The sequence below is a fragment of the Rhizobium sp. N122 genome, assembly GCF_002211295.1.
GTDB lineage: Bacteria > Pseudomonadota > Alphaproteobacteria > Rhizobiales > Rhizobiaceae > Rhizobium.
The window spans coordinates 94,874-117,803 of record NZ_LOKU01000045.1 but is presented as its reverse complement, the minus strand read 5'-3'; the positions used below and the strand labels follow the sequence as shown (position 1 = coordinate 117,803).

The 22,930-nt window shown below is 62.0% G+C and carries 16 protein-coding genes; 4 read left to right on the top strand and 12 right to left on the bottom strand.

All coding sequences use genetic code 11. The features are described from left to right. Positions 1-10 precede the first annotated feature (10 nt). Complete coding sequence (locus ATY75_RS25335; protein WP_088939657.1) at positions 11-1,423, bottom strand: FAD-linked oxidase C-terminal domain-containing protein; 1,413 nt, start codon at positions 1,421-1,423, stop codon at positions 11-13. 267 nt (positions 1,424-1,690) lie between these two features. After that, a complete protein-coding gene (locus ATY75_RS25330) occupies positions 1,691-2,725 on the bottom strand; it encodes an aldo/keto reductase (protein WP_088939656.1) in 1,035 nt (344 codons plus the stop codon). 93 nt (positions 2,726-2,818) lie between these two features. On the opposite strand from ATY75_RS25330, the gene ATY75_RS25325 reads away from it, so the two are divergent. Both ATY75_RS25325 and ATY75_RS25320 read left to right on the top strand, forming a co-directional pair. Next, positions 2,819-3,721, top strand: coding sequence for a LysR family transcriptional regulator (locus ATY75_RS25325; RefSeq protein ID WP_088939655.1), 903 nt, complete (start codon positions 2,819-2,821; stop codon positions 3,719-3,721). Between the two features lie 210 nt (positions 3,722-3,931). Next, a complete protein-coding gene (locus ATY75_RS25320) occupies positions 3,932-5,026 on the top strand; it encodes an AbrB family transcriptional regulator (RefSeq protein ID WP_088939654.1) in 1,095 nt (364 codons plus the stop codon). Here the strand turns inward: ATY75_RS25320 and ATY75_RS25315 are convergent. Continuing rightward, positions 4,986-5,894: an AraC family transcriptional regulator gene (locus ATY75_RS25315; protein ID WP_088939653.1), complete on the bottom strand. Its 909-nt coding sequence runs from the start codon at positions 5,892-5,894 to the stop codon at positions 4,986-4,988. The genes ATY75_RS25320 and ATY75_RS25315 overlap by 41 nt on opposite strands. A 40-nt stretch (positions 5,895-5,934) precedes the next feature. Between ATY75_RS25315 and ATY75_RS25310 the strand changes: the two genes are divergently transcribed. Next, entirely contained in the window at positions 5,935-6,342 is a 408-nt protein-coding gene (locus tag ATY75_RS25310) for a DUF2000 family protein (RefSeq protein WP_088939800.1), read from the top strand. A 51-nt stretch (positions 6,343-6,393) separates the two neighbouring features. Here the strand turns inward: ATY75_RS25310 and ATY75_RS25305 are convergent, their stop codons facing one another. The 9 genes from ATY75_RS25305 to ATY75_RS25260 form a co-directional block, all read right to left on the bottom strand. Then, positions 6,394-7,059: an OmpA family protein gene (locus tag ATY75_RS25305; protein WP_049733608.1), complete on the bottom strand. Its 666-nt coding sequence runs from the start codon at positions 7,057-7,059 to the stop codon at positions 6,394-6,396. Between the two features lie 248 nt (positions 7,060-7,307). After that, positions 7,308-8,306 (bottom strand): flagellin, encoded by a 999-nt coding sequence (locus tag ATY75_RS25300; protein ID WP_088939652.1) that lies wholly within the window; start codon positions 8,304-8,306, stop codon positions 7,308-7,310. A gap of 276 nt (positions 8,307-8,582) precedes the next feature. Next, positions 8,583-11,738 (bottom strand): efflux RND transporter permease subunit, encoded by a 3,156-nt coding sequence (locus tag ATY75_RS25295; protein WP_088939651.1) that lies wholly within the window; start codon positions 11,736-11,738, stop codon positions 8,583-8,585. Continuing rightward, entirely contained in the window at positions 11,735-12,958 is a 1,224-nt protein-coding gene (locus tag ATY75_RS25290) for an efflux RND transporter periplasmic adaptor subunit (protein ID WP_088939650.1), read from the bottom strand. The genes ATY75_RS25295 and ATY75_RS25290 overlap by 4 nt, the downstream gene beginning before the upstream one ends. Positions 12,959-13,194: 236 nt before the next feature. Next, positions 13,195-14,100, bottom strand: coding sequence for an adenylate/guanylate cyclase domain-containing protein (locus ATY75_RS25285; protein ID WP_088939649.1), 906 nt, complete (start codon positions 14,098-14,100; stop codon positions 13,195-13,197). A gap of 455 nt (positions 14,101-14,555) precedes the next feature. Continuing rightward, positions 14,556-16,106 carry a SpoVR family protein gene (locus ATY75_RS25275; RefSeq protein WP_064839637.1) on the bottom strand — a complete coding sequence of 517 codons (1,551 nt, stop codon included), beginning with the start codon at positions 16,104-16,106 and terminating at the stop codon, positions 14,556-14,558. Then, positions 16,103-17,377 carry a YeaH/YhbH family protein gene (locus ATY75_RS25270; RefSeq protein ID WP_064839639.1) on the bottom strand — a complete coding sequence of 425 codons (1,275 nt, stop codon included), beginning with the start codon at positions 17,375-17,377 and terminating at the stop codon, positions 16,103-16,105. The genes ATY75_RS25275 and ATY75_RS25270 overlap by 4 nt, the downstream gene beginning before the upstream one ends. Before the next feature lie 12 nt (positions 17,378-17,389). Continuing rightward, positions 17,390-19,333, bottom strand: coding sequence for a PrkA family serine protein kinase (locus ATY75_RS25265; protein WP_088939648.1), 1,944 nt, complete (start codon positions 19,331-19,333; stop codon positions 17,390-17,392). Between the two features lie 400 nt (positions 19,334-19,733). After that, positions 19,734-20,210 carry a VOC family protein gene (locus ATY75_RS25260; protein ID WP_088939647.1) on the bottom strand — a complete coding sequence of 159 codons (477 nt, stop codon included), beginning with the start codon at positions 20,208-20,210 and terminating at the stop codon, positions 19,734-19,736. A gap of 226 nt (positions 20,211-20,436) precedes the next feature. On the opposite strand from ATY75_RS25260, the gene ATY75_RS25255 reads away from it, so the two are divergent. Further along, positions 20,437-22,914 (top strand): UvrD-helicase domain-containing protein, encoded by a 2,478-nt coding sequence (locus ATY75_RS25255; protein ID WP_088939646.1) that lies wholly within the window; start codon positions 20,437-20,439, stop codon positions 22,912-22,914. The last annotated feature ends 16 nt before the right edge of the window (positions 22,915-22,930 follow it).

Here is a 22,930-nt window from a genome sequence, read left to right as displayed (position 1 = left end):
TATTCCGTTTTCAGCCCTGGTGGAAAATCTTGCCGGGATTGAAGATATCGTCCGGATCGAGCGCCTGTTTCACCTGTCGCATCAAATCCACCGTGCCCCCCAGCTCCTGTTCGAGGAACGCCATCTTGCCCTGCCCGATCCCGTGTTCGCCGGTGCATGTCCCGTCCATGTCGAGCGCCCGCCGATTGAGCCGTTGCACGAAGCTTTCGGCTTTGGCGATGTCTTCGGCGCTTTTGTCATCGAACAACAGCAGCACATGGAAGTTCCCGTCTCCGGCGTGGCCGACGATCGGACCGAGCAGTCCATGCGCCTCGATATCGGCCTGCGTTTGCGAAACACAATCGGCAAGCCGCGATATCGGAACACACACATCGGTCGAAAGTGCGGCAAGCCCGGGCGCCAGCGCCCTTGCAGACCAATAGGCATCGTGGCGCGCCTTCCAGAGCTTGGTCCGCTCCTCGGCATTGGCGGTCCACAGGAACTCGCCCCCGCCGCATTCCGCCGCGATCTCGCCAAAGGCTGCCGATTGCAGCGGCACCGTCTCGTCGGTGCCGTGGAATTCGAGGAAGAGCGTTGGGCTTTCAGCATAGGAAAGCTTGGAATAGGCATTGCAGGCCCGCATCTGCACCGTATCGAGCAGCTCGATGCGCGCCACCGGGATGCCCATCTGGATCGTCATGATGACAGCGTCGCAAGCGGCCTTGACGCTCGGAAAGGCGCAGGCGCCGCCGGCGATCTTCTGCGGGATCGCCTGCAGGCGCAGCGTCACCGAGGTCAGGATGCCAAGCGTGCCCTCGGCGCCGACGAAGAGCCGCGTCAGGTCGTAGCCGGCGGAAGATTTGCGGGCGCGCCGGGCCGTGCGGATTTCCTCGCCATTGGCGGTGACGGCGGTGACGGCAAGCACATTGTCCTTCATCGTCCCATAGCGCACGGCATTGGTGCCGGACGCCCGGGTCGAGGCCATGCCGCCGATCGAGGCATTGGCGCCGGGATCGATCGGGAAGAACAGGCCGGTATCGCGCAGGTGGATGTTCAGCGCCTCGCGCGTCACACCCGGCTCGACGGTGCAGTCGAGATCCTCGGGATTGACCTCGATCACCCGGTTCATGCGGCTGAAATCGATCGAAATTCCGCCATTGGCGGCGTTGACCTGGCCCTCCAGCGAGGTGCCGACGCCGAAGCCGATCACCGGCACCTTATGCGCCGCGCAGACCCTGACCGCCGCCTTCACATCCTCGGCGCTCTCGGCAAAGAGCACGCCGTCCGGCAGCTGCGGCGGGATGTAGGTAGTCGTATGGGCATGCTGTTCGCGGAAGGATTGGCCGGTCTGGAAGCGCTCGCCGAAGCTCTGCTTGAGAATGCCGAGCACGGCTGATATCCCCGCCTCGTTGCGTGTGCCGGCCTTCGCGTCCTTCAGCGCCATCCCTTTGATCTCCCTGCCGTTTCACAGAAACCACATCGTGTCCTGCAGGCTAAAGCACCGCGCATCTTTTCAGACGCGCAAAGGCCGCTGTAGACCTTTAAAATTACTGGATAATTTCATCCTTAAATCGATTCCGGTTCAAGGAATTATCCAGCAGGCTGGGTATGGGGCAAGTCAAAGCGGCTGTCCAGTTAAGTTTGCCAGAAGATTTCATTCCCCCTTTGTTATAGGCCCATCGGCACATACAAGTCCGCCGTCCCCGGCGCCTCAGACGATCGGTGGGTTGAGCCGCGCAAAAACCTCCTGCCGCCGATAGGGGAAATAGGGATAGGGCGCTGTAACGGCGCTGACGGCGTCGAGCCTTGCGATCTCATCCTTCGAAAGGCTCCAGCCGACCGCGCCAAGGTTCTGCCTGAGCTGCTGCTCGTTACGGGCTCCAATGATGACGCTCGAGACCGTCGGCCGGCCAAGCAGCCAGTTGATGGCGATCTGCGGCACCGTCCGGCCGGTCTCCTCAGCGAGGGCGTCCAGCACCTCCACGATGTCGAACAGCTTCTCGTCGTCGACAGGCGGCCCGTACTGCGCCGTATCATGCAGCCGGCTTGCCGCAGGCAGCGGCTGGCCGCGGCGGATCTTGCCGGTCAGCCGCCCCCAGGCAAGCGGGCTCCAGACGAGAGCGCCGACACCCTGGTCGGCGCCGAGCGGCATCAACTCCCATTCGTAATCGCGCCCCGCCAGCGAATAATAGACCTGATGGGCGACATAACGGGGATGGCCGTGGCGCTCGGCGGCGGCAAGCGACTTCATCAGCTCCCAGCCGGCAAAGTTGGAAACACCGACGTAGCGGATCTTGCCTGCGGAAACGAGCCCGTCGAGCGTCGACAGCACCTCCTCGATCGGCGTCGAGGCATCGAAGGCGTGCAGCTGCAGGAGGTCGATATAATCGGTCCCGAGCCGGCTGAGCGCTGCCTCGGTGGCGCGGATCAGCCGGGTTCGCGAGGTGCCCCAGTCCTGCGGCCCCTCACCCATCGGCAGCGCTGTCTTCGTCGAGATCAGCACGGCGTCGCGCCGGCCGCGGATCGCCTGACCGAGCACCTCTTCGGAAGCGCCGGCCGAATAGACATCCGCCGTATCGAACAGCGTCACACCCGCCTCCAGGCAGATATCCACCATCCGCCGCGCCTCTTGCGCATCCGTCGTGCCCCAGGCGCCGAACAGCGGACCGCTGCCGCCAAATGTGCCGGCCCCGAAGCTTAAGACCGGCACCCTCAAGCCCGATGCGCCAAGATTTCTGTATTCCATGGTGCAATCTCCTGTTTGTTTTGCAGAGATAGACCTGGTGGAAACGATGATATAGATTACCTAAAAGCATATCATCTGTGATTTGAATTCATCATGAGCCGTCAGGACGTCAATCGATCAGGCGAAATGGAAGTCTTCGTCAGCGTCGTCGAGCGCGGTGGCTTTTCAGCTGCCGCGCAAATCCAGCGCATGACGCCATCGGCCGTCAGCAAGCTGGTCGCCCGGCTGGAAGCGCGCCTCGGCGCCCGCCTCGTCAACCGCTCGACCCGCAAGCTGCAGCTGACGCCGGAGGGCTGCGTCTTTTATGAGCGCAGCATCGCCATCCTTGCCGACATCACCGCGGCCGAGCGGCAGGCCTCGACTGGCGAGGAGGTCTCGGGCCGCATTCGCATCAACACCAGCGGCTCCTTCGGCAATCATGTGCTGGCGCCGCTCGTTCCCGCCTTCATGACGGTTCATCCCGCCGTGACGCTGGATATTTCCCACACCGACAGGATCGTCGACCTGATGGAGGAGCGCGCCGATGTCGCGATCCGCGCCGGCCCTTTGAAAAATTCCAGCCTGATTGCCCGCAAGCTCGGCGCCACCGGCAAGATCATCGTCGCCTCGCCCGATTATCTCGAGCGTCACGGCGAGCCGCTGAGCGTCGCCGATCTCCGCCGCCATTACCGCATCGGCTTTTCCTACGCCCGCGCCGTCGAGGGCTGGCCGATGCGCGAGGACGGCGAAACGGTGACGGTCCCGATCACGCCGGGCGTGCAGGTAGCGGACGGCGAAGCCATGCGCCATCTCGCGCTCGCAGGCGCGGGCCTCGCCCGCCTTGCCGCCTTCACCGTGCGCGCCGATATCGATGCCGGACGGCTGGCGCCGGTGCTGGAAGAGGCCAATCCCGGCGATCTCGAGGAATTCTACGCCCTCTATATGGGCCAGGGCGGCCCGCTGCCGGCGCGCGTGCGCGCTCTGCTCGACTTCCTCGTCAGCCATGTGCATCTCTGATGAGATAACAAAGACTTGAAGCGGCCGCTTGAATCACATTCGCATGACAGGCCGCCGCAAAGCCAGATTTCGCAATTGACCGCGCACGCAGCGCCCGCCTATACGAGCCGTACCGACCGGCCCTTGCCGCCGGCCTCTCTTCGTCATGCCGGAGCCTCCTCCCATCTTCAGCCTCGGGGCTTGGCGCCGGCCAGGAAAGATACGGGGATCATGCCATTCAGCGACGCACGCCGCCTGCTGCGCGATACCGCCCTGCCGAAATGGGCGCTGCTGCTGGCGCTCTCCACCGCCCTCACCCTCTTCCTTGAACTCTTCGCCCTGCCCGCCTCGCTGCTGATCGGGCCGATGGTCGCGGCCATCCTGCTGGCGCTGACAGTCGGCAAGGGAAAGCTTCGCGTGCCGCTCTGGCCGCTGCAGTTCGGCCAGGTTCTTGTCGGCCTCATGATGGCGCGCACCATCACCGCTGATATTCTCGGCGCCATGGCGAAGGACGCGCCGCTCTTCCTGCTGTTCGTCTTCTCCGTCATCGCCATCGCCACCGGCCTCGGCTGGCTGCTGACGCGCTGGCAGGTGCTGCCGGGAACGACCGCCGTCTGGGGCTCCTCGCCGGGTGCTGCCTCCGCCATGATGATCATGTCGGAGGCCTATGGCGCCGATGCCCGCCTCGTCGCCTTCATGCAGTATCTGCGTGTCGTCTTCGTCGCCTTCGGCGCCTCGGTGGTCTCGCGCCTCTGGGTGGCGGCTGACGGCGGGGAGCCGCCACCGCTCATCCTCTTTCCCGCAGTCGACTGGCCGGCCCTTGCGACGACCGCCGCCTTTGCCGGCTTTTGCGCCTATGGCGTGCGGCGCCTGCGCATCCAGGGCGGCATGATCATCGTGCCGCTTTTTCTCGGCGCCTTCCTGCAGGGTGTCGGCCTCTTGAAGATCGAGCTGCCGATGTGGCTGCTCGCCATCGCCTATGCGCTCGTCGGCTGGAGCATCGGCCTGCGTTTCACCCGCTCGATCCTCGAGCACGTGGCGCGCGCCCTGCCGCGGGTGTCGGCCTGCATCGTGCTGCTGATGGCGCTCTGCGGCTGCATGGCGGCAGCCCTTCACGTCTTCGCCGGCATCGATCCGCTGACGGCCTATCTCGCCACCAGCCCCGGCGGCGCCGATTCCGTCGCCATCATCGCCGCCTCCAGCGATGTCGACGTGCCCTTCGTCATGGCGATGCAGACCGGCCGTTTCCTGGTGATCCTGATGATCGGCCCGGCGCTCGCCCGCTTCATCGCCCGCCGCTCCGGCCTTGCGGAAAATCCCGTATAAGGCGCCGCGGGTTATGCGCCAGCGTTGCCCACTGCCCAAGCGTCATTCCGTAAGCCTTCTTGAAATGCCGGTTGAGATGGCTCTGGTCGGCAAAGCCGGTCGCCGCCGCCGCGTCCGAAATCCCCTCTCCCGCGCCGATCATGGTGCGGGCCCGCTGCAGGCGCCGCATCAGCAGATAGCGGTGCGGGCTGGTGGCGAAGGCCGCCCGGAAATGCCGCGACAGCGCGAAACGGTCGAGCCCCGTCACCGCTTCCAATTCGCCGGAGCGTACCGGCCGCGTCGTATGCGCCTCGAGATAGTCCCGTGCCGCCCGCGCCTGCCGCCAGGCGACACCGCCGAGCGGCCGGCGCGGCATCAGCGCATGCCGGGACAGACCGCCCGCCACCTGCGACAGGAAATCGTCGACGAAAAGCTCGTCCAGTTCGCGGTCGAGCTCGCCGAGCGCGGCGAGCAGCACGGCGGCCAGCGCCGGATCCCCAATGACGGGCTGGTCGACGAAAGGCAAACCGATGCCATCAGCCTCCAGGCATTCAAGCAGCAGTGACGGCTCCAGGTAGAGCATGCGGTAGTGCAGTCCGTCCTCGGTCCCGGCCCCGCCGTCATGCTCCTCATCGGGATGCAGCACAATCACCTGGCCCGGCAGGCTGAAGCGCCGCTCGCCGCGATAGCCGAAAGTCTGCACGCCCTTCAGCGTCACGCCGAGTGCATAGGTGTCGTGGCGGTGCGGCTCGAAGGCATTGCCTGAAAACTGCGCCTCGATGCGCTCGATGCCGGGAAAAGCCGGCGCCGCCAGGATGACGTCGCCGGATGGTCCCGCGCACAAACGTTCAAGACCTTCGAAGGCCTGCGGATGTAGATCCTGGCTCAACGCGCCCGAGACTCCATAACCCGAGATGAAAGACTATCCGATGTTTGATACCAAAATTGCCGTCGTCCTGCGAAACAATCTTGCCGGCTGGCAGAAACTGAACGTCACCGCCTTCCTGATGACCGGCATCGCCGGCGGCCATCCCGAAATCATCGGCGAGCCCTACAAGGACCGCGCGGGCAATCTCTACAATCCGCTGTCGATCCAGCCGATCATCGTGCTTTCCGCCGACAAGGCGACGATGTCTGCCATCCACCGCCGCGCGCTGGAACGCGACGTTACCGCCTCGCTATTCATCGAGGAAATGTTCGCCACCGGCCATGACGCGGCCAATCGCGCCGTGTTTTCCGAATATGCACCCGACGATGCCAAGGTCGTCGGCATCGCGCTACGCGCCGACAAGAAGATCGTCGACAAGATCACCAAGGGCGCGGCGATGCAGCAGTAACAAAAACGGCCGGGCTTAGCCCGGCCGCTTGAATGACGGAAAAATTCCAATTCAGCCCTGTGTGATCGGCGCGATCTGGATTTCGACGCGGCGGTTCTGGGCGCGGCCGGCCTCGCTGGCGTTGGAGGCGACCGGCTGTGACGGGCCGAAACCAACAGCCGAAACGCGGCGCTGGTCGATGCCCTGGCCGCCGAGATAATCGGCGACCGAAAGCGCGCGGCGCTGCGACAGATCCTGATTGTGCTGCAGGCTACCGGTCGAATCCGTATGGCCGTTGACGTCGATCAGCGTGCGGTTGAACTTGCGCAGCACGATCGCCACCGAATTCAGCGTCGGATAGAAGCCCGGCTTCACCGCATCCTGGTCGACGTCGAAGGTGATGTTCGACGGCATGTTGAGAATGATGTTGTCGCCGTTACGGGTCACGGAAATACCGGTGCCTTCGAGCTGGGCGCGAAGCTCGGATTCCTGCTGATCCATGTAATTGCCGATCGCGCCGCCGGCGAGCGCGCCGACGCCGGCGCCGATCAGCGCTGCGTTGCGCTTGCCGTGTCCGCCGCCGCCGACAGCCACACCGACCAGAGCGCCGCCAAGCGCGCCGAGCGCCGCGCCGCCCGCCGTATTGGAAACCTTCTGTTCACCGGTATAGGGGTCGGTCGTTGTGCAGGCGCTGAGATAGCTTGCTGCAACAGCCAAAAGTACGAATTTCTTGATCATGGACAGGATGGTCTCCGTTCGAAGCTGATGCGAGCAAATGGCAAGGATTGCGGCAAGAAAATGAAGATGCTTTCGTGATAGGGGAATTTCAGGCGCCGAAATAGGAGCCATGTTGCCGGAATGCGCTGATACCAACAGTTTTAATGGATCGACCGCGCCCATAGGCAGCAGACACGACGATCAGCCCTCATGGTGAGGGGGCCCGCGGGCCCGTCTCGAACCACGAGGGCGGGTGACGGCTCACAACCTTAGAAATTCTGGAACAACTGTCTGACCGTATCATAAGTCGCGTTGGCAATATTCAGCGATTGCAGGCCGAGCTGCTGCTGCGTCTGCAGCGCCTTGAGCTTGCTCGACTCTTCCTCCATGTCAGCATCGACGAGCCGGCCGATGCCGGCGGTGTTGTTGTCGTGCAGTTTGGTGGCAAAGTCGTTCTGCAGATTGATGCGCTTCTCAAGCGCGCCAAAGGCCGAACCGACCGTCGTCAGCTGCGTCAGCGCGGCATCGACGACACTGATCATTTCGCCGATCTGCCCCTGCGTCGTGGCGGCCGAAAGCGAGATCACCACCTGCCCGGTTGTGGTACCGTTCTTGCTCGTCATCAATACGTAGTTCTGCGCGGCGCCGAGCTCGGTGGCAAAATAGGACGAGGTCAGCACGCCGTATTCGCCAGAGCCGGTGGCACGGTCGTCGATCAGATAGCGCGCGTCCTTGGAGGTCGTCGCTCCGACCGGCGTGTTGTCGATATGATAGCTCAGCATGCCGACCGAGACCGTGCCGTCGGCATTGCGGATGAAGGAAGCCGGGATCTGGCGCGGCTGCGTCGGCGTCGCGTCGTTGTTAAGGATCACCCAATTGTCGCTGTTGAAGGTCGCTGATTCCGAAACGCTGCGCAGCTGTTCCTGCAGCTGCTTGATCTCTTCGTTGACCTTGTTCTTATCAACGCCGTCTTCGGTCGCGGCAACCAGCTTGGCCTTGATCTCGGAGACGACGTCGATGACGTTCTCGACGCCGGTATAGGCTGTGCCCATCGTCGCCGCCGCCATGCCGAGCGCATCCTGGATCGCCGAAACAGCCTTGTTGTCGGTGCGCGCCGTGGTGGCGACCGACCAGTAGACGGCATTGTCGGCAGCTTTTGCGACACGCATGCCGGTCGTGATGTGATTTTGCGTGACCGTCATATTGCGGTTGATATCGCGCAGCACATGAAGCGCCGCGTCCACGGAGACGCGCTGATAAATACTCACGGGAACTAAACTCCAAAACGCAAACAGGACGCAAACTGCACAAGAAATGAACCGTTGCCGCGCGGACATTCATGTCCGGGGTCGCTGAAAATCCAGCGCGTTGCAGCCTTCGAGAAACGAAGAAGACCAGCCGGTTGCTGCCCACGATCATTGCCGTTTATGCTTAACAAACGGCTAAACTTCAGAAGTAATTTATCTTATTTCGCAAGGTTTCATACACCATAGGAAACGCCGCCGAATGGCGATCCGGCGGCCTGTTCAATTCGGATAGAAGACCTATTCGGCGGCCTGCAGCTGTTCCTCGTCGGGTGCGGCGCGTGGGCGCGTGGCGACGGCCATCTCCTCGTGCAGCCGCGCTTCCTCATGGGCATGCGGCTTGCCGAAGCGGGCGAGCAGCAGATAGGCGACCGGCGTGATGAACAGCGTCACCAGCGTCGCGAAGCCGAGACCGCCGACGATCACCCAGCCCAGCGCCACGCGCGCTTCGGCACCGGCGCCATGGGCAAAGACCAGCGGCACGCCGCCGAGGATGGTGGCGATCATCGTCATCATGACAGGGCGAAGGCGCAAAGCGCAGGCCTTTTCGATCGACGAGCGCACGTCCTCGCCCCGGTCGCGCAGCTGATTGGCGAATTCGACGATCAGAATGCCGTTCTTCGCCATGACTCCTACCAAGAGCACCAGTCCGATCTGGCTGTAGATATTGAGGCTGGAGCCGGTGATCACAAGTGCGAAGATGGCGCAGGCAAGGCCGAGCGGCACCGTCGACATGATGATCAGCGAGGACAGCACGCTTTCGAACTGCGCCGCCAGCACCAGGAAAATAATGACGATGGCAAAGCCGAAGGTCAGCGCCATACCGCTTGAATTCTCCTCCAGCGTCGCGGCTTCGGCAAGCGGCAGCAGGCGCGCGCCGGCCGGCAGCAGCGGCTGCGCAAGCTCGGTTACCTGCTTGACCGCATCGCCGAGCGACATGCCGTCCTTCAGGCCGGCGGTGATCGCGACGGAGGCGAGCTGCTGTTCGCGGTTGAGCTGCGGCGCAACCGAACCTTCCTTCATCGTGGCGATGACCGACATCGGCACGATCTTGCCGTCGCCGGTTTTCAGGAACACGTTTTCCAGGTCGGTCGGATCGTCGATCGGCCGCGTCGTCGAGGTCAGAAGCACAGGATAGGACTCGCCGTCGACAAAGACGTCGACCACCGAGCGCCCTTCGAGCAGCGACTGGATCGCCGTCGAAAGCCCCGTAATGTCGATGCCGAGATCGGAAGCACGCTCGCGGTCGATCGCCACCGACACCTGCGCCTGGCTAGGCTCGTTGGTCAGGCGCGGCGTATCGTACCGGCCGGTGGCGTCGAGTGCCTGGACCAGCTTGGCGGCAGCTGCCGTCAGCGCGTCGTGATCATTGCCGATCAGCGCCATCTGCACGCCGCTGCCGGCACCGCGGATGCGCAGGCTGTTGGAGGAGATGGCATTGCCGCGTAGGGCCGGCACCCTTGCTGCCGCCTGATTGATGTCGCCGACGATCTCCGCCTGTGTCCTGTGGCGCTCTCCCCAGGGGGCAAGTGTGAGCACCATGAAGCCGCTATTCAAAGAGCCGCCCTGGCCGGAGATCGAGAAAATGTTGCGGATGTCGCCGCGGTCGACGAGCGGCTGCAGATTTTCCTCGACGAGCTGCATCTTGTCGCGAGTGTACTCGAGGCTCGATCCCTGCGGCGTCGTCAGCCGCATCATCACCATCGACCGGTCCTCTTCCGGCGTCAGTTCGCTCTTGACGCTCGAGAAGGCGACGAGTGCCGCGCCGGCAAAGATCACCGAGAACAGGAGGACGACGAAGGGGGCGTTGAGGCAGCCATGCAGCGCCCATTTGTAGAGCCGGGCGAGCGCCCCGCCCAGACGGCCGAGCGCGCCGTGATCTTCTATCATCGGCTTCGTCAGCATGCGCGAGGCCAGCATCGGGCAGAGCGTCAGCGCCACAAGCGACGACAGGCCGACGGAGAAGGCGAGCACGAAGCCGAATTCACGGAAGAGGCCGCCGACCTGTCCCGGAAGGAAGGAAAGCGGGATGAACACGGCCGCAAGCGTCGCGGTCGTGGCGACAACCGCGAAGAAAACCTCGCGGGTCCCGAGCACGGCGGCGGCGCGCGGCCCCATGCCTTCGGCGCGCCGGCGCACGATGTTTTCGAGCACCACGATCGCGTCGTCGACGACGAGGCCGGTCGCCAGCACGATCGCCAGCAGCGTCAGGATGTTGATCGAGAAGCCGACCATATAGATCGCCGCCAGCGTGCCGATCAGCGCCACCGGCATGCTGACCGCCGGGATCAGCGTCGCCCGCCAGTCGCGCAGGAAAAGATAGATGACGGCGGTGACGATGACGGCGGCAAGCACCAGCGCCAGCACCACCTCGTGGATCGCGCCCTGGATGAAGACGGCGTCATCGCTGGTGATCGCGATCGTCGTGCCCTCGGGCAGCGTCTTCGACAATTGCTCGACGGCGGCCTTGATGCCGGTCGAGATATTCAGCGTGTTGGATTGCGCCTGGCGGATGATCCCGAGGCCGATGCCCGGCTTGCCGTTCGATCGCAGCGCCGTTTCCCCGTCGCGTGGGCCCAGCGTCACCGTCGCGACGTCGCCGAGCCGGACGCGGTCCTGCAGCATGACGTTGGAAAAATCCGCCGGCGTCTGCAGGTTGGCGGTGGCGCGCACCACGATATCCTGCGTATTGCTCTTCAGCGATCCCGCCGGCACGTCGAGCGCGGCATTGTCGAGCGCCTTGGTCAGGTCGCCGATGGTCAGCCCGCGGCTCGCAAGAGCCCCCTGATCGACATCGACGCGGAAGACCTTCTCCTGGTCGCCATATTCCTCGACATCGGCAACGCCGTCGACGGAGGCAAGGCGATCGATCACCTCGTTTTCGACGAGCTGCGTGAGATCGTCCATATTGAGTTTGGTGGAGGTGACGGCAAGGCGCATGATCGCCGAGGAATCCGAATCCGCCTTGACGATCTGCGGCGCATCCGCCTCATCGGGCAGGTTCTGGGTGATGCGGCCGATCGCGTCGCGCACGTCGTTGGCGGCGACGGCGAGATCGATCGTATCCGAGAATTCGAGCGTCACCCGGCTCTGGCCGAAGGAAGAGGTGGACGAGATCGATTTCAGCCCGCTGACGCGCGCGACCGCGCCCTCGATCACTTTGGTCAGTTCCTGGTCGATCGTCTGCGGCGATGCGCCGTCGAAAGTGGTGCGTACGGTGACGACGGGACGGTCGACATCCGGCAGTTCGCGCACCTCCACCCCGACATAGGCCGCAAGGCCGGCGACCACCATCAGCGTGTTGAACACCAGCGCCAGGATTGGCCGGCGAACGAAAAGTGCGGTGAAGCTCTGCTTGCCCGAGGCCCTGTCCTGATGAATCTCGGTCACACTCATTGCGTGGCGACCTCCGCATTCGCGGCCGCGTCGGCGGAAACGCGCACCGCCCCGCCCTCACGCACCCGCTGCAGGCCCTGCGTCACAATCTTGTCGCCGTCCTTAAGATCGGCTTTGACGAGCACGAAATCCGGGTTGCGCTGCACCACGCTGACCCGCACCTTATGTGACTTGTCGTCGTCAACCAGCCAGACGAAGGACCCTTGCGAATCCCACTGAACGGACTGCGGATCGACCGCCGGATATTTGTCACCTGGGAATTTCATGCTGACGCTGAAGGACATGCCGGCGCGCAGCTCATCGGAAGAGTTGTCGATGCGGGCGCGCAATCGAAGCGTACGGCTTGCCGCGTCTATGCGGTTGTCGACGGCCTCGACCACGCCGGCAAACATCTGTCCCGGTTTTGCCACCGACATCGCCTCGACCGGCTGGCCGACCGATACCGTGTTGGAGAAGCGCTCAGGGACCCAGAAGTCGACGAGGATTTCCGAACGGTCGTCGAGCGTGACGATCGGGATGCTCGTCGTGACGTTGTCGCCGATATTGACCGGCACGATGCCGACGATGCCGTCGATCGGCGCAATAATGTTGCGCCGTGCGAGATTGAGTTCGGCGGCCTGCAACTGCAGCCGCGCGCCCTGCTCGGCGATCTCGGAATCGAACACGTCCATGCGCGACACGCTGGATTTGATGTTGTGATAGAGATTGGATTTCTCGACCGCGGCCTTGACCGCCACATCGGCCTGGCCGCGGGCGATCACCTGCTCCTCGCTGTCGAGCTTGGCGAGCACTTGGCCGGCCTTGACCCTGTCGCCCGACTTGATGAGGATTTCGCGGATCGTACCCGATGCCTGCGGTGTCACTGCAACCGAGCGGATCGCGTCGCCCGTGCCGATGGCGTTCAGCCGGTCGTTGACGACGCCCTGAACGACCGCCTGCGTCGCAACGAGAATGGCGCCGTTGCGCGCCCCGCCATTGCGGCGGTTCTGTCCCTGACCCTTGCCCTGTCCTTGGCCCTCGCCACGCTGCTGGCCTTGCGCCCGGGCGGGAGCCTCGGCATCCGCCGTCTCCTCAGTCTTCGGCGCGATCCTGGAAACGATGCTCTCTGGAATACCTGCATCGCGCATCGTATCGCCGGCGCCTGGGACAAAGAAAACCCACGCGGCAAAGCCGGCAATAATGACGATGAGCGAAAGTATAAACTGCTTCCAAAAGGCCATTCACGTCTCCAGAGGGACTCGAGGTTGGACCAGGGTCGGTCGAAAGAGGCGCTGCGGGAAGATCCCGTCTGATGCGACAATATCGCGCGTTTGAAGCTTACCGGCAAGCATAAGCAGCCGGCATTACCGATTTGTAATTTCAGCAAAGAATGGAAATAACCCGGCCGCTCACTTTTGCTTGAACGAAGCTCGCAAACGTCTCGGACGCTCCTGAAAAAACAGCCGGGATCGCCGATTTACCGGCGCATCGACCATCGCAAGCCCATGACGGCCGCAATCCCCGGTATCGGCCACACCGCCCAGAACTGCCCCGTCCAGGTAAAGAGGTTGATGCCGACCATGCCGAGGGCCACGATCGCCAGCGAGGTGACCTTCCGGTTGAACAGGGTCTGGCTGCGATTCCAGGCCAAGGCTGCGACGACGGCGAGCGCAAGCACCGGAAAGCGCGCCCAGAAAACGCCCTGCCACGATAAAAGATTGATGCCGATCAGCACAGCCGCGATGACACCGAGCACACCGAACAGCCTGCGTCTGCCAGGCACTGGGCTTGCTTCGGCGATTTGAGCCGCCGGCTGCGGCCGCGGGCCTGGTCGTTGGGGCGGCGGCGTCTCGTCCTTGGCATCGCCGATCTTCACCGCGTAGCTCGGCACGCCTTCATCGACGTTCTTCACCATCAGCGGCCCGAGAAACTCAAAACCGACCGCCACCTTGTTGCGGACCTGGTCGTAAACGGTGCTTGAGATGACGATGCCACCGGCCGAAGCCGAAGCCTGCAGTCGTGCGGCGATATTGACGCCGTCGCCGTAGATGTCGTCGTCTTCGACGATCACATCGCCGAGATTGATACCGATGCGGAACAGCATGCGTCCGTCTTCCGGGCGGCGGGCGTTGAAACCGGCAAGTTCGTTCTGGGTATCGACGGCGGCGCGCACCGCCTCGACCACGCTCGGGAAATCGGCGATCAGTCCATCGCCCCAGGTGTTGATGACACGCCCGCCATGGCTTTCGATCAAGCGCCCCATCGCTTCGCGGCAACGCTTCAGCGCCGCAAGCGTCCCTTCCTCATCGGCCCCCATCAGCCGCGTATAGTCCTGCACGTCAGCACAGAAGATCGTCGTCAGCTTGCGCCGCGTTTCACTCATGGTGTCTCGTCTCCGCGCTCTCCGCCGGAAAGATCGCTGCAAAGGCCGAATTTGCTTGAGTGGAGATCAATAGCGACGATTGCAGCGCCGATAAATTACGCAGCCTTTGTGTTTGTTACCATCGATAATTATAGATCACCGTCCTTCACGTTCCGGCCCTCGAACGGATCACGATCATACGAAGGCGGTCGGCCGGCCCCATGAAATCATCCGGAATCGGATCTTTCTCATGGGGTCGAAAAGGTCGTCCCGTGACTCCGGCTTGCGTGACAGAATGACATCGCCGGTCTTCGGATCACGACGAACGAACACCTCGCTCTCCTCGAAGCGAAATTCGGCGGGAAGCCTGACCCGTCCACCTTGCGGTAGCTATCATGATACATACCGCTGACCAGCAGCCAGCAAGAGCGTCACCCGGCCCTTCCACGTCCGGCGCCTTAAAGAAAAACGTTGGATTACTGAACGATCTTGCGCGGGCTCGCAGTGTGCTCTCTCGCCACCGTGCTCGAGCTATCGATTTCCTGCAGCAAGACGTCGTAGCCCCAGAGATCGGCGAGATGCTGGAGGACGAGCTTCGTGTCGTTTTCCTGAAGATAGCAGCCATTCATTACGATGTGCTGCAGCAACAGCCGGCGGTCGCCGGCGAGGTCGACGTCGACGATATCGATGGCCGGATCGGTCCAGCCGATATCGTATTCCCGGGAGAGTTGGCGGCGGATGCGCAGGTATCCGCGCTCATTGTGGATCGCCGAAACCAGCACCCCTTCGGTCTGTTCCGGATCGTCGTAGAGATGGAACAGCCGCAACTGGCGAATCAGGTTCGGGCTCAGGAACTGGCTGATGAAACTCTCGTCGCGATAGTTGGCCCAGATGTCGCGCAGGATCGCCATCGCATCGCCGCGTCCGGCGATATCGGGAAACCATGCGCGGTCTTCTTCGGTCGGCGTCGTCACGATCCTCTCGATATCCTGCATCATCGCAAAACCAAGCGCATAGGGATTGAAGCCCGAGAACCGCCGGTCGTCATAGCTCGGCTGGAACACGACGTTGGAGTGCGACTTCAAGAATTCGAGGAAGTTTCCGTCGCTGATCTGTCCCCGCTCATGAAGCCGGTTCATGATCTGGTAGTGGACGAAGGTGGCGGTTCCCTCGTTCATCACCTTGGTCTGCCGCTGAGGATGGAAATATTGCGCGACATGGCGGACGATGCGAAGAATCTCGCGCTGCCATGGCTGCAGCCGCGGCGCCGTTTTCTCAAGAAAGTAAAGGATGTTGTCCTGCGGCAGGCCGAGGGCGGCGCGGCGCTTTTCCAACCCGATGTCGCCCGTCTTTTTGGTTTTGCCGACGGGAACCGTCCGCCAGAGGTCATTGAACATCTGCTCCTCGTGGGCGCGGCGCTCCTGCTGGCGCTTCTCCTCCTGGCGAAGATCGATGGTGGTCTTGCCCGCGAATCGATGCACCCCGTGCGACATCAGCGCATGGGCTGCGTCGAGTGTGCGCTCGACGGCCGTCTCGCCGTAGCGTTCTTCGCAGCGGGTGATGTAACCCTTGGCGAAGTCGAGGTAATCGAGGATGCCCTCCGCATCGGTCCAGAGCTTGAAGAGATAATTGTTCTTGAAGAAATGGTTGTGGCCGAAGGCTGCATGCGCGGTGACGAGCGTCTGCATCGTCGCCGAGTTCTCCTCCATCAGGTAGGAGATGCAGGGAGAGCTGTTGATGACGATCTCATAGGCAAGGTCGCGCATCCCGCGGCGATAGAAAGTTTCGTGATGCGCGAAATGTTTGCCGAAGGACCAATGGCGGTAGAAGAGCGGCATGCCGGTCGAGGAATAGGCATCCAGCATTTGCTCCGAGGTGATAACTTCGATCTGATTTGGGTAGACGTCGAGGCCGAGTTCGTTGAGCGCGATCTCCTCGCAGGCGTCGTGGATGCGTTGGAGTGTTGAAAAGTCCCAGTCGGCACCCTCGAACAACAGCCGCTCTCTGGGCCTCATCGTCACGGTCATGGTGTCACCCTCGGCTGTGCGTCACGTTTCTGGAAGAGATCATGGAAAACCGGGAATATTTCGTTTCGCCGGCAGACCTTGCGCATCGAAAGCGGCTGCAGCTCGGAACGGATCCCGTCATAGAGCATCCAAAGCGGTGAACGGGATATCGAGGAGTCGCCGCCTTCCTCGCCGACCTCGATATAGGCGAAATACTGACACAGCGGCAAAATCTCGCGCAGCAGCTGCCCGCTCAAATTCCCGTCCGAATGGGCGTTGTCGCCATCGGAGGCCTGGGCGCCATAAATATTCCATTCGGCCGGATCGAAACGCGCCGCGATGATCGACCGCATGGCCGCAAGGGCGCTGGAAACCAGCGTACCGCCCGTCGCCGGGCCATAGAAGAAGGTTTCCTCGTCGACTTCCTCCGCCTTGTCCGTGTGGCGGATGAAGACGATCTCCACTTTCTTGTAGCGCTTCGACAGGAAGAGATAGAGCAGCAGATAGAACCGCTTGGCCAGGTCCTTCATGTGTTCCGACATGGAGCCGGAGACGTCCATCAGGCAGAACATCACGGCTTTGGCCACGGGCTTCGGCTCGTTTTCGAAGCGGCGATACCGCACGTCGAGCGGATCGATATAGGGAATACGCCGGCTTTTTTCCGTCAGGGATTTAAGTTTTGCTTCAAGGGCCAGGCGGCTCTCGTCGTCCTCGCACTCCTCGATCTGTCGCTGCAGGGCTTCGATCTCTTCGCGGCGCGGACGGTGAAGTGCGACACGGCGCATCATCGCCAGCCTGGTCGTGCGACCGACGGCGATATTGGACGGCGATCCCGATACGGAATAGCCGGCGCGGAAGGGCGTTTCCTCTTCGGTTTCGGCCAGACGCCGCTTGGCAAGGTCGGGCAGTTCCAGATCGTCCAGGAACACATCGAGGAATTCCTCGCGCGTCAGCACGAAACGGAAGCCGTCCTCGCCGTCGCCCTCGCCCGCATCCTTGGGTTTTCCGCCCCTGCTCCCCGGCGGGCGCGGAAGAATGTCGCCTTCGACGAAGGCCCTGTTTCCAGGCAGGATATGATCGCGGATGCCGCCATCGCCCCTCCGCAAGTTCGGCTCGGCCATCCCGTCGATCGGCAGGCTGATTTCCCCGCCGTCGAGCACATCGCGAATGTTGCGGTTTTGCAGAGAACGTTTGACCGCCTGCTGCACGGCGCCCTTCATGCGTCGAAGGAACCGCTGCCGATTTTCCAGACTTTTACCGCGCGGATTTAACCGCCGGTCGACAATGTGCATAATGGCTCCGCATTAACTTGCCTGTTTGACGCGCATGTACCATTCCACAAGGCGTCGAACCTGCCTCTCGGTGTAACCCCGCGCTGCCATGCGCGAGACGAATTCGCTGTGCTTCTTCTCTGTCTCCGAGTCCTTCTTCGATCCGAAGGAAATGACCGGCAGAAGATCTTCGACCTGCGAGAACATACGTTTCTCGATCACTTCCCGGATTTTCTCGTAGCTCGTCCATGACGGATTTTTTCCGCCGTTGGCTGCCCGCGACCGCAATGAGAACTTGACGATTTCGTTGCGGAAATCCTTCGGATTGGCAATTCCCGCCGGCTTTTCGATTTTCGTCAGTTCCTGATTGAGGAGCTCGCGGTCGAGAAGCTGGCCTGTATCGGGATCCTTGAAGTCCACGTCTTCGATCCAGGCATCGGCATAATCGACATAGCGGTCGAACAGGTTCTGTCCGTAGTCCGCGTAGGATTCAAGATAGGCCTTCTGAATCTCGTTGCCAATGAACTCTGCATAGCGTGGCGCAAGATCGGCCTTGATAAATTCCATATAACGCTTCTCGACATCGTCGGGAAACTGCTCGCGGCGGATCGCCTGCTCCAGCACATACATCAGATGCACAGGATCGGCACCGATATCCGTGGTGTCGTGATTGAAGGTGGAGGCGAGCACTTTGAAGGCGAAGCGGGTCGAAATGCCGTCCATACCCTCGTCGATGCCGGCAGCATCCCGGTATTCCTGAACGCTGCGGGCGCGCGGATCGGTTTCTTTCAGGCTCTCGCCGTCATAGGTGCGCATCTTCGAGAAGAATGTCGAGTTCTCGTGTTTGCGCAGCCGTGACAACACCGAAAAACGGGCTAGCATTTCGAGCGTTGCCGGGGCGCATGGCGTATCGGCGAGTTCCGATCCCTCGATCAGCTTTTCGTAAATCTTCTGCTCTTCCATCACCCTCAGGCAATAAGGCACCTTGATCACGCAGATGCGGTCGATGAAGGCCTCGTTGTTCTTGTTGGCCTTGAAGGTCTGCCATTCCGCTTCGTTCGAATGCGCGAGCACGATGCCCGAAAAGGGTATGGCGCCGATATTCTCGGAGCCGATATAGTTCCCCTCCTGCGTCGCCGTCAGCAGCGGATGCAGCATCTTGATCGGCGCCTTGAACATTTCGACGAATTCGAGAATGCCCTGGTTGGCGCGGTTGAGGCCGCCCGAATAGCTGTAGGCATCGGGATCGTTCTGGGAGTAGGTCTCCAGCTTGCGGATATCGACCTTGCCCACCAGCGACGAGATATCCTGATTGTTCTCGTCTCCGGGCTCGGTCTTGGCGATGGCGATCTGGCGCAGCCGCGACGGCTGAATTCTGACGACACGGAAGCGGGAAATATCGCCGCCGAAGTCGTCGAGCCGCTTCAGGCACCACGGGCTCATCAGCCCGTTCAGACGCCGCAGCGGGATGCCGTATTGCTCCTGCAGCAGCGACCCCATCGTTTCCGAATCGAAAAGGTTGAGCGGGCTTTCGAAAACCGGGCTGATCTCGTCGCCCGCCTTCAGCACGTAGATCGGATGAACCTCCATCAATTGCTTCAGCCGCTCCGCGAGCGACGACTTGCCGCCGCCGACCGGGCCGAGCAGATAGAGGATCTGTTTGCGTTCCTCGAGCCCTTGCGCCGCGTGCCGGAAGAAGGAAACGATTCGTTCGATCGTCTCTTCCATGCCGTGGAAGCCGGTAAAGGCCGGATAAATCCGGATCGTCCTGTTCATGAAGATCCGGCCAAGCCGCGCATCCCTGGCGGTATCGACCATCTGCGGCTCGCCTATCGCCGCGAGCAGACGCTCCGTCGCATTGGCATAGGCGATTGGGTCCTTTTTACAGAGATCGAGATACTCGGCCACCGACATATCGGTTTCGCGGCGCGCTTCGTAACTGCGCGTAAAGGCATCGAATACGGATTCGTTCAGCATGGGCCCTCCAGTAAGGTTATGCCGCAGGCTTCAAAGTCGTATAACCATCGAGATGGCTACGACGTTCCTAAGAATCAATAATTTCGTAGGTATATTCGACGCTCACCGGACGTTTCTTGCAACGCACAAAAGCGTGCATGCACCGGTTATTTTTACTCTACGAAACTGTTTCTCATTATAGTTGAAAAAAGCACCCGTGCGGTATCAGCACATTTCGCGACGTGACAGAAAGATGAAAAGGGTGTGCAATGTCGCCCGTGATTCGAACTCTCGAAAAATCGACGATTGCCAGCCAAATCTGCGCAGAGTCGATGCCGGGCAGCATGTGCGGATCCTTCTGAGATGACGAAAAACGGGCGCATCCGCGCCGATCATTGAGATCATGCGCCCGCCGGCGAATTCAGCCGTTGAATGCCTTTTCCAGCGCAGCGACATCGATCTTGACCATGCCGAGCATCACCTCGGTCACGCGCTTGGCCCGCTCGCGGTTGTCGTCGGCAATCATCTCGGAAAGTATGCGCGGCACGATCTGCCAGGACAGGCCCCAGCGATCCCTGAGCCAGCCGCAGGCCTCCGCCGTGCCGCCATTGGCGAGGAAGGCGTCCCATATCCGATCGATCTCGGCCTGACTTTCCAGGAGAATCGCGATCGAGAAAGAATGATTGAAGCTGTCGAGCGGGCCCGCCTTCATCGCCAGGAAGGCCTGATCGCCGAGCGTGAACTCGATCAGCTCGACGCTGCCGGGAGGCCCGCTCGGCGTTTCCGCCGGAAGGATGGTGGTGCGGCCGATGCTGGATTCCGGGATGACGGACACATAAAATTCGACGGCTTCGCGCGCTTCCTGCGCGAACCAGAGATTTGAAACGACCTTCGCCATGATGCAGCCTCCTTGTTGACGGTAGATCCGGACCATTGTCCGATGATCCAAGGACGCCCCGCCGACGCGGTTTCCGACAAGTGCGGCTGAAATTTTCCGTCGGGTCGCCTTTCTCTATCAAGCAGCCTTGCCGCCATGCGCAAACCCCTTGGGATAGCGGCGGCTTGGGAATGAAAGCAGAACATCTTTTCTGGTCTTTCCTTCCCGAATCACTACATTACGCGCCATGAGCAATAGTTTCGACGATATTCCCTTCTTCGACGAAGAGCCGGGCGAGATGGCGCGCAAGCCGCAGCCGCCTGCCGCCCCGGCTGGAAGGGCGCCCGCCACCGGTGGCATTGCCGCCCGCGCCATGGCGGCGCGCGACGGCGGCAGCCGGCCAGATTATCTCGCCGGGCTGAACCCCGAACAGACCGAAGCCGTCGAAACGCTGGAAGGCCCGGTCCTCGTGCTTGCCGGCGCCGGCACCGGCAAGACGCGCGTGCTGACGACCCGTATTGCCCATATCCTCAATACCGGCCGCGCCTTCCCCTCGCAGATCCTCGCCGTCACCTTCACCAACAAGGCCGCCCGCGAGATGAAGGAGCGCATCGCGCTGCTCGTCGGCGGCGCCGTCGAAGGCATGCCCTGGCTCGGCACCTTCCACTCGATCGGCGTCAAGCTTCTGCGCCGCCACGGCGAGCTCGTCGGCCTGCGTTCCGATTTCACCATTCTCGATACCGACGATGTCGTCCGCCTGATCAAGCAGTTGATCCAGGCCGAAGGCCTCGACGACAAGCGCTGGCCTGCCAAGCAGTTCGCCGGCATGATCGATACCTGGAAGAACAAGGGTCTCGGCCCTGCCGACATCCCCGAGGGCGATGCCCGCGCCTTTGCCAATGGCCGCGGCCGCGACCTCTATTTCGCCTATCAAGCGCGCCTGACGACGTTAAACGCCTGCGATTTCGGCGACCTGCTGATGCATCCGATCGCGATCTTCCGCAAGAACCCGGATCTCCTGAAGGAATATCACGGCCGCTTCCGCTACATCCTCGTTGACGAGTATCAGGACACCAACACCGCGCAATATATGTGGCTGCGGCTGCTCGCCCAGCGCGCCAAGGGCGAGCCGCAGAACGTCTGCTGCGTCGGCGACGACGACCAGTCGATTTATGGCTGGCGCGGCGCCGAGGTCGACAACATCCTGCGCTTCGAAAAGGATTTCCCCGGCGCCAAGGTCATCAAGCTTGAGCGCAACTACCGGTCGACCGAACATATCCTCGGGGCTGCCGCCCATCTGATCGCCCATAATGAAGGGCGGCTCGGCAAGACGCTGTTCACAGACCGCTCCGATCCTGATGACGTCAAGGTGCAGGTGCACGCCTCCTGGGATTCGGAGGAGGAAGCCCGCGCCATCGGCGAGGAGATCGAGCAGCTCCAGCGCGGCAAGCATCTGCTGAACGACATGGCGATCCTCGTGCGCGCCTCCTTCCAGATGCGCGAATTCGAAGACCGCTTCGTCACCCTCGGCCTCAACTACCGCGTCATCGGCGGCCCGCGCTTCTACGAGCGCCTGGAGATCCGCGATGCCATGGCCTATTTCCGCCTCGTCGCTCAGGCCTCCGACGATCTCGCCTTCGAGCGCATCATCAACACGCCGAAGCGCGGCCTCGGAGATACGACGGTGCGCGCACTGCATGATTATGCGCGTGCCCGTGATATCCCGATGCTGGCGGCCGCCGCCGACATCATCGAAACCGACGAGTTGAAGCCGAAGGCGCGCAAAGCCCTCTTCGACGTGATTCAATCTTTCCGCCGGTGGCAGGAACTGCTTGAAAACACACCGCATACCGAACTTGCCGAGCAGATCCTCGAAGAGTCCGGCTATACCGATATGTGGAAGAACGACAAGAGCGCCGAAGCGCCCGGCCGCCTTGAGAACCTCAAGGAACTGATCCGCTCGATGGAAAGCTTCGAGTCGATGCGCGGCTTTCTCGAGCATGTCTCTCTCGTCATGGATGCCGAGACCAACGAGAACCTCGATGCCGTCTCGATCATGACGCTGCACTCGGCCAAGGGCCTGGAATTCGACACCGTCTTCCTGCCGGGCTGGGAGGAAGGCCTCTTTCCGCATCAGCGTTCGCTGGATGAAAGCGGCCGTGCCGGCCTGGAAGAGGAACGCCGCCTCGCCTATGTCGGCATCACCCGTGCCAAGCACCGCTGTCACATCTGGTTCGTCTCCAATCGCCGTATCCACGGCCTCTGGCAATCGACCCTGCCCTCGCGTTTCCTCGACGAGCTGCCGGAAACCCATGTCGAGGTCGCTGAAATGGAGCAGAGCTATGGCGGTTACGGCCGCGGCGGCTACGGCCAGTCCCGCTTCGACAAGGCCGAGCCCTTTGCCAATTCCTATTCCACTCCCGGCTGGAAACGCGCCCAGGCCAACAAGACCGATGCCACGCGCGACAATTGGGGCTCCCGCTCCGGCCATGCCGTCGAACGCATCGGTTATGGTGAAAGCGGCCCCAAGGGCCGCATGATCGAAGGCGAATTGGTGGCGAAATCCACATCCTCGGAGCCGTCGCGTTTCACCGTCGGCGACCGCGTGTTCCACCTGAAATTCGGCAACGGCAATATCACCGGTATCGAAGGCAACAAGCTGACGATCGAGTTCGACCGCGCGGGACAGAAGCGGGTGCTGGACGGCTTCGTCGAGCGCGTATGATAGCGCGTCAGCGCGG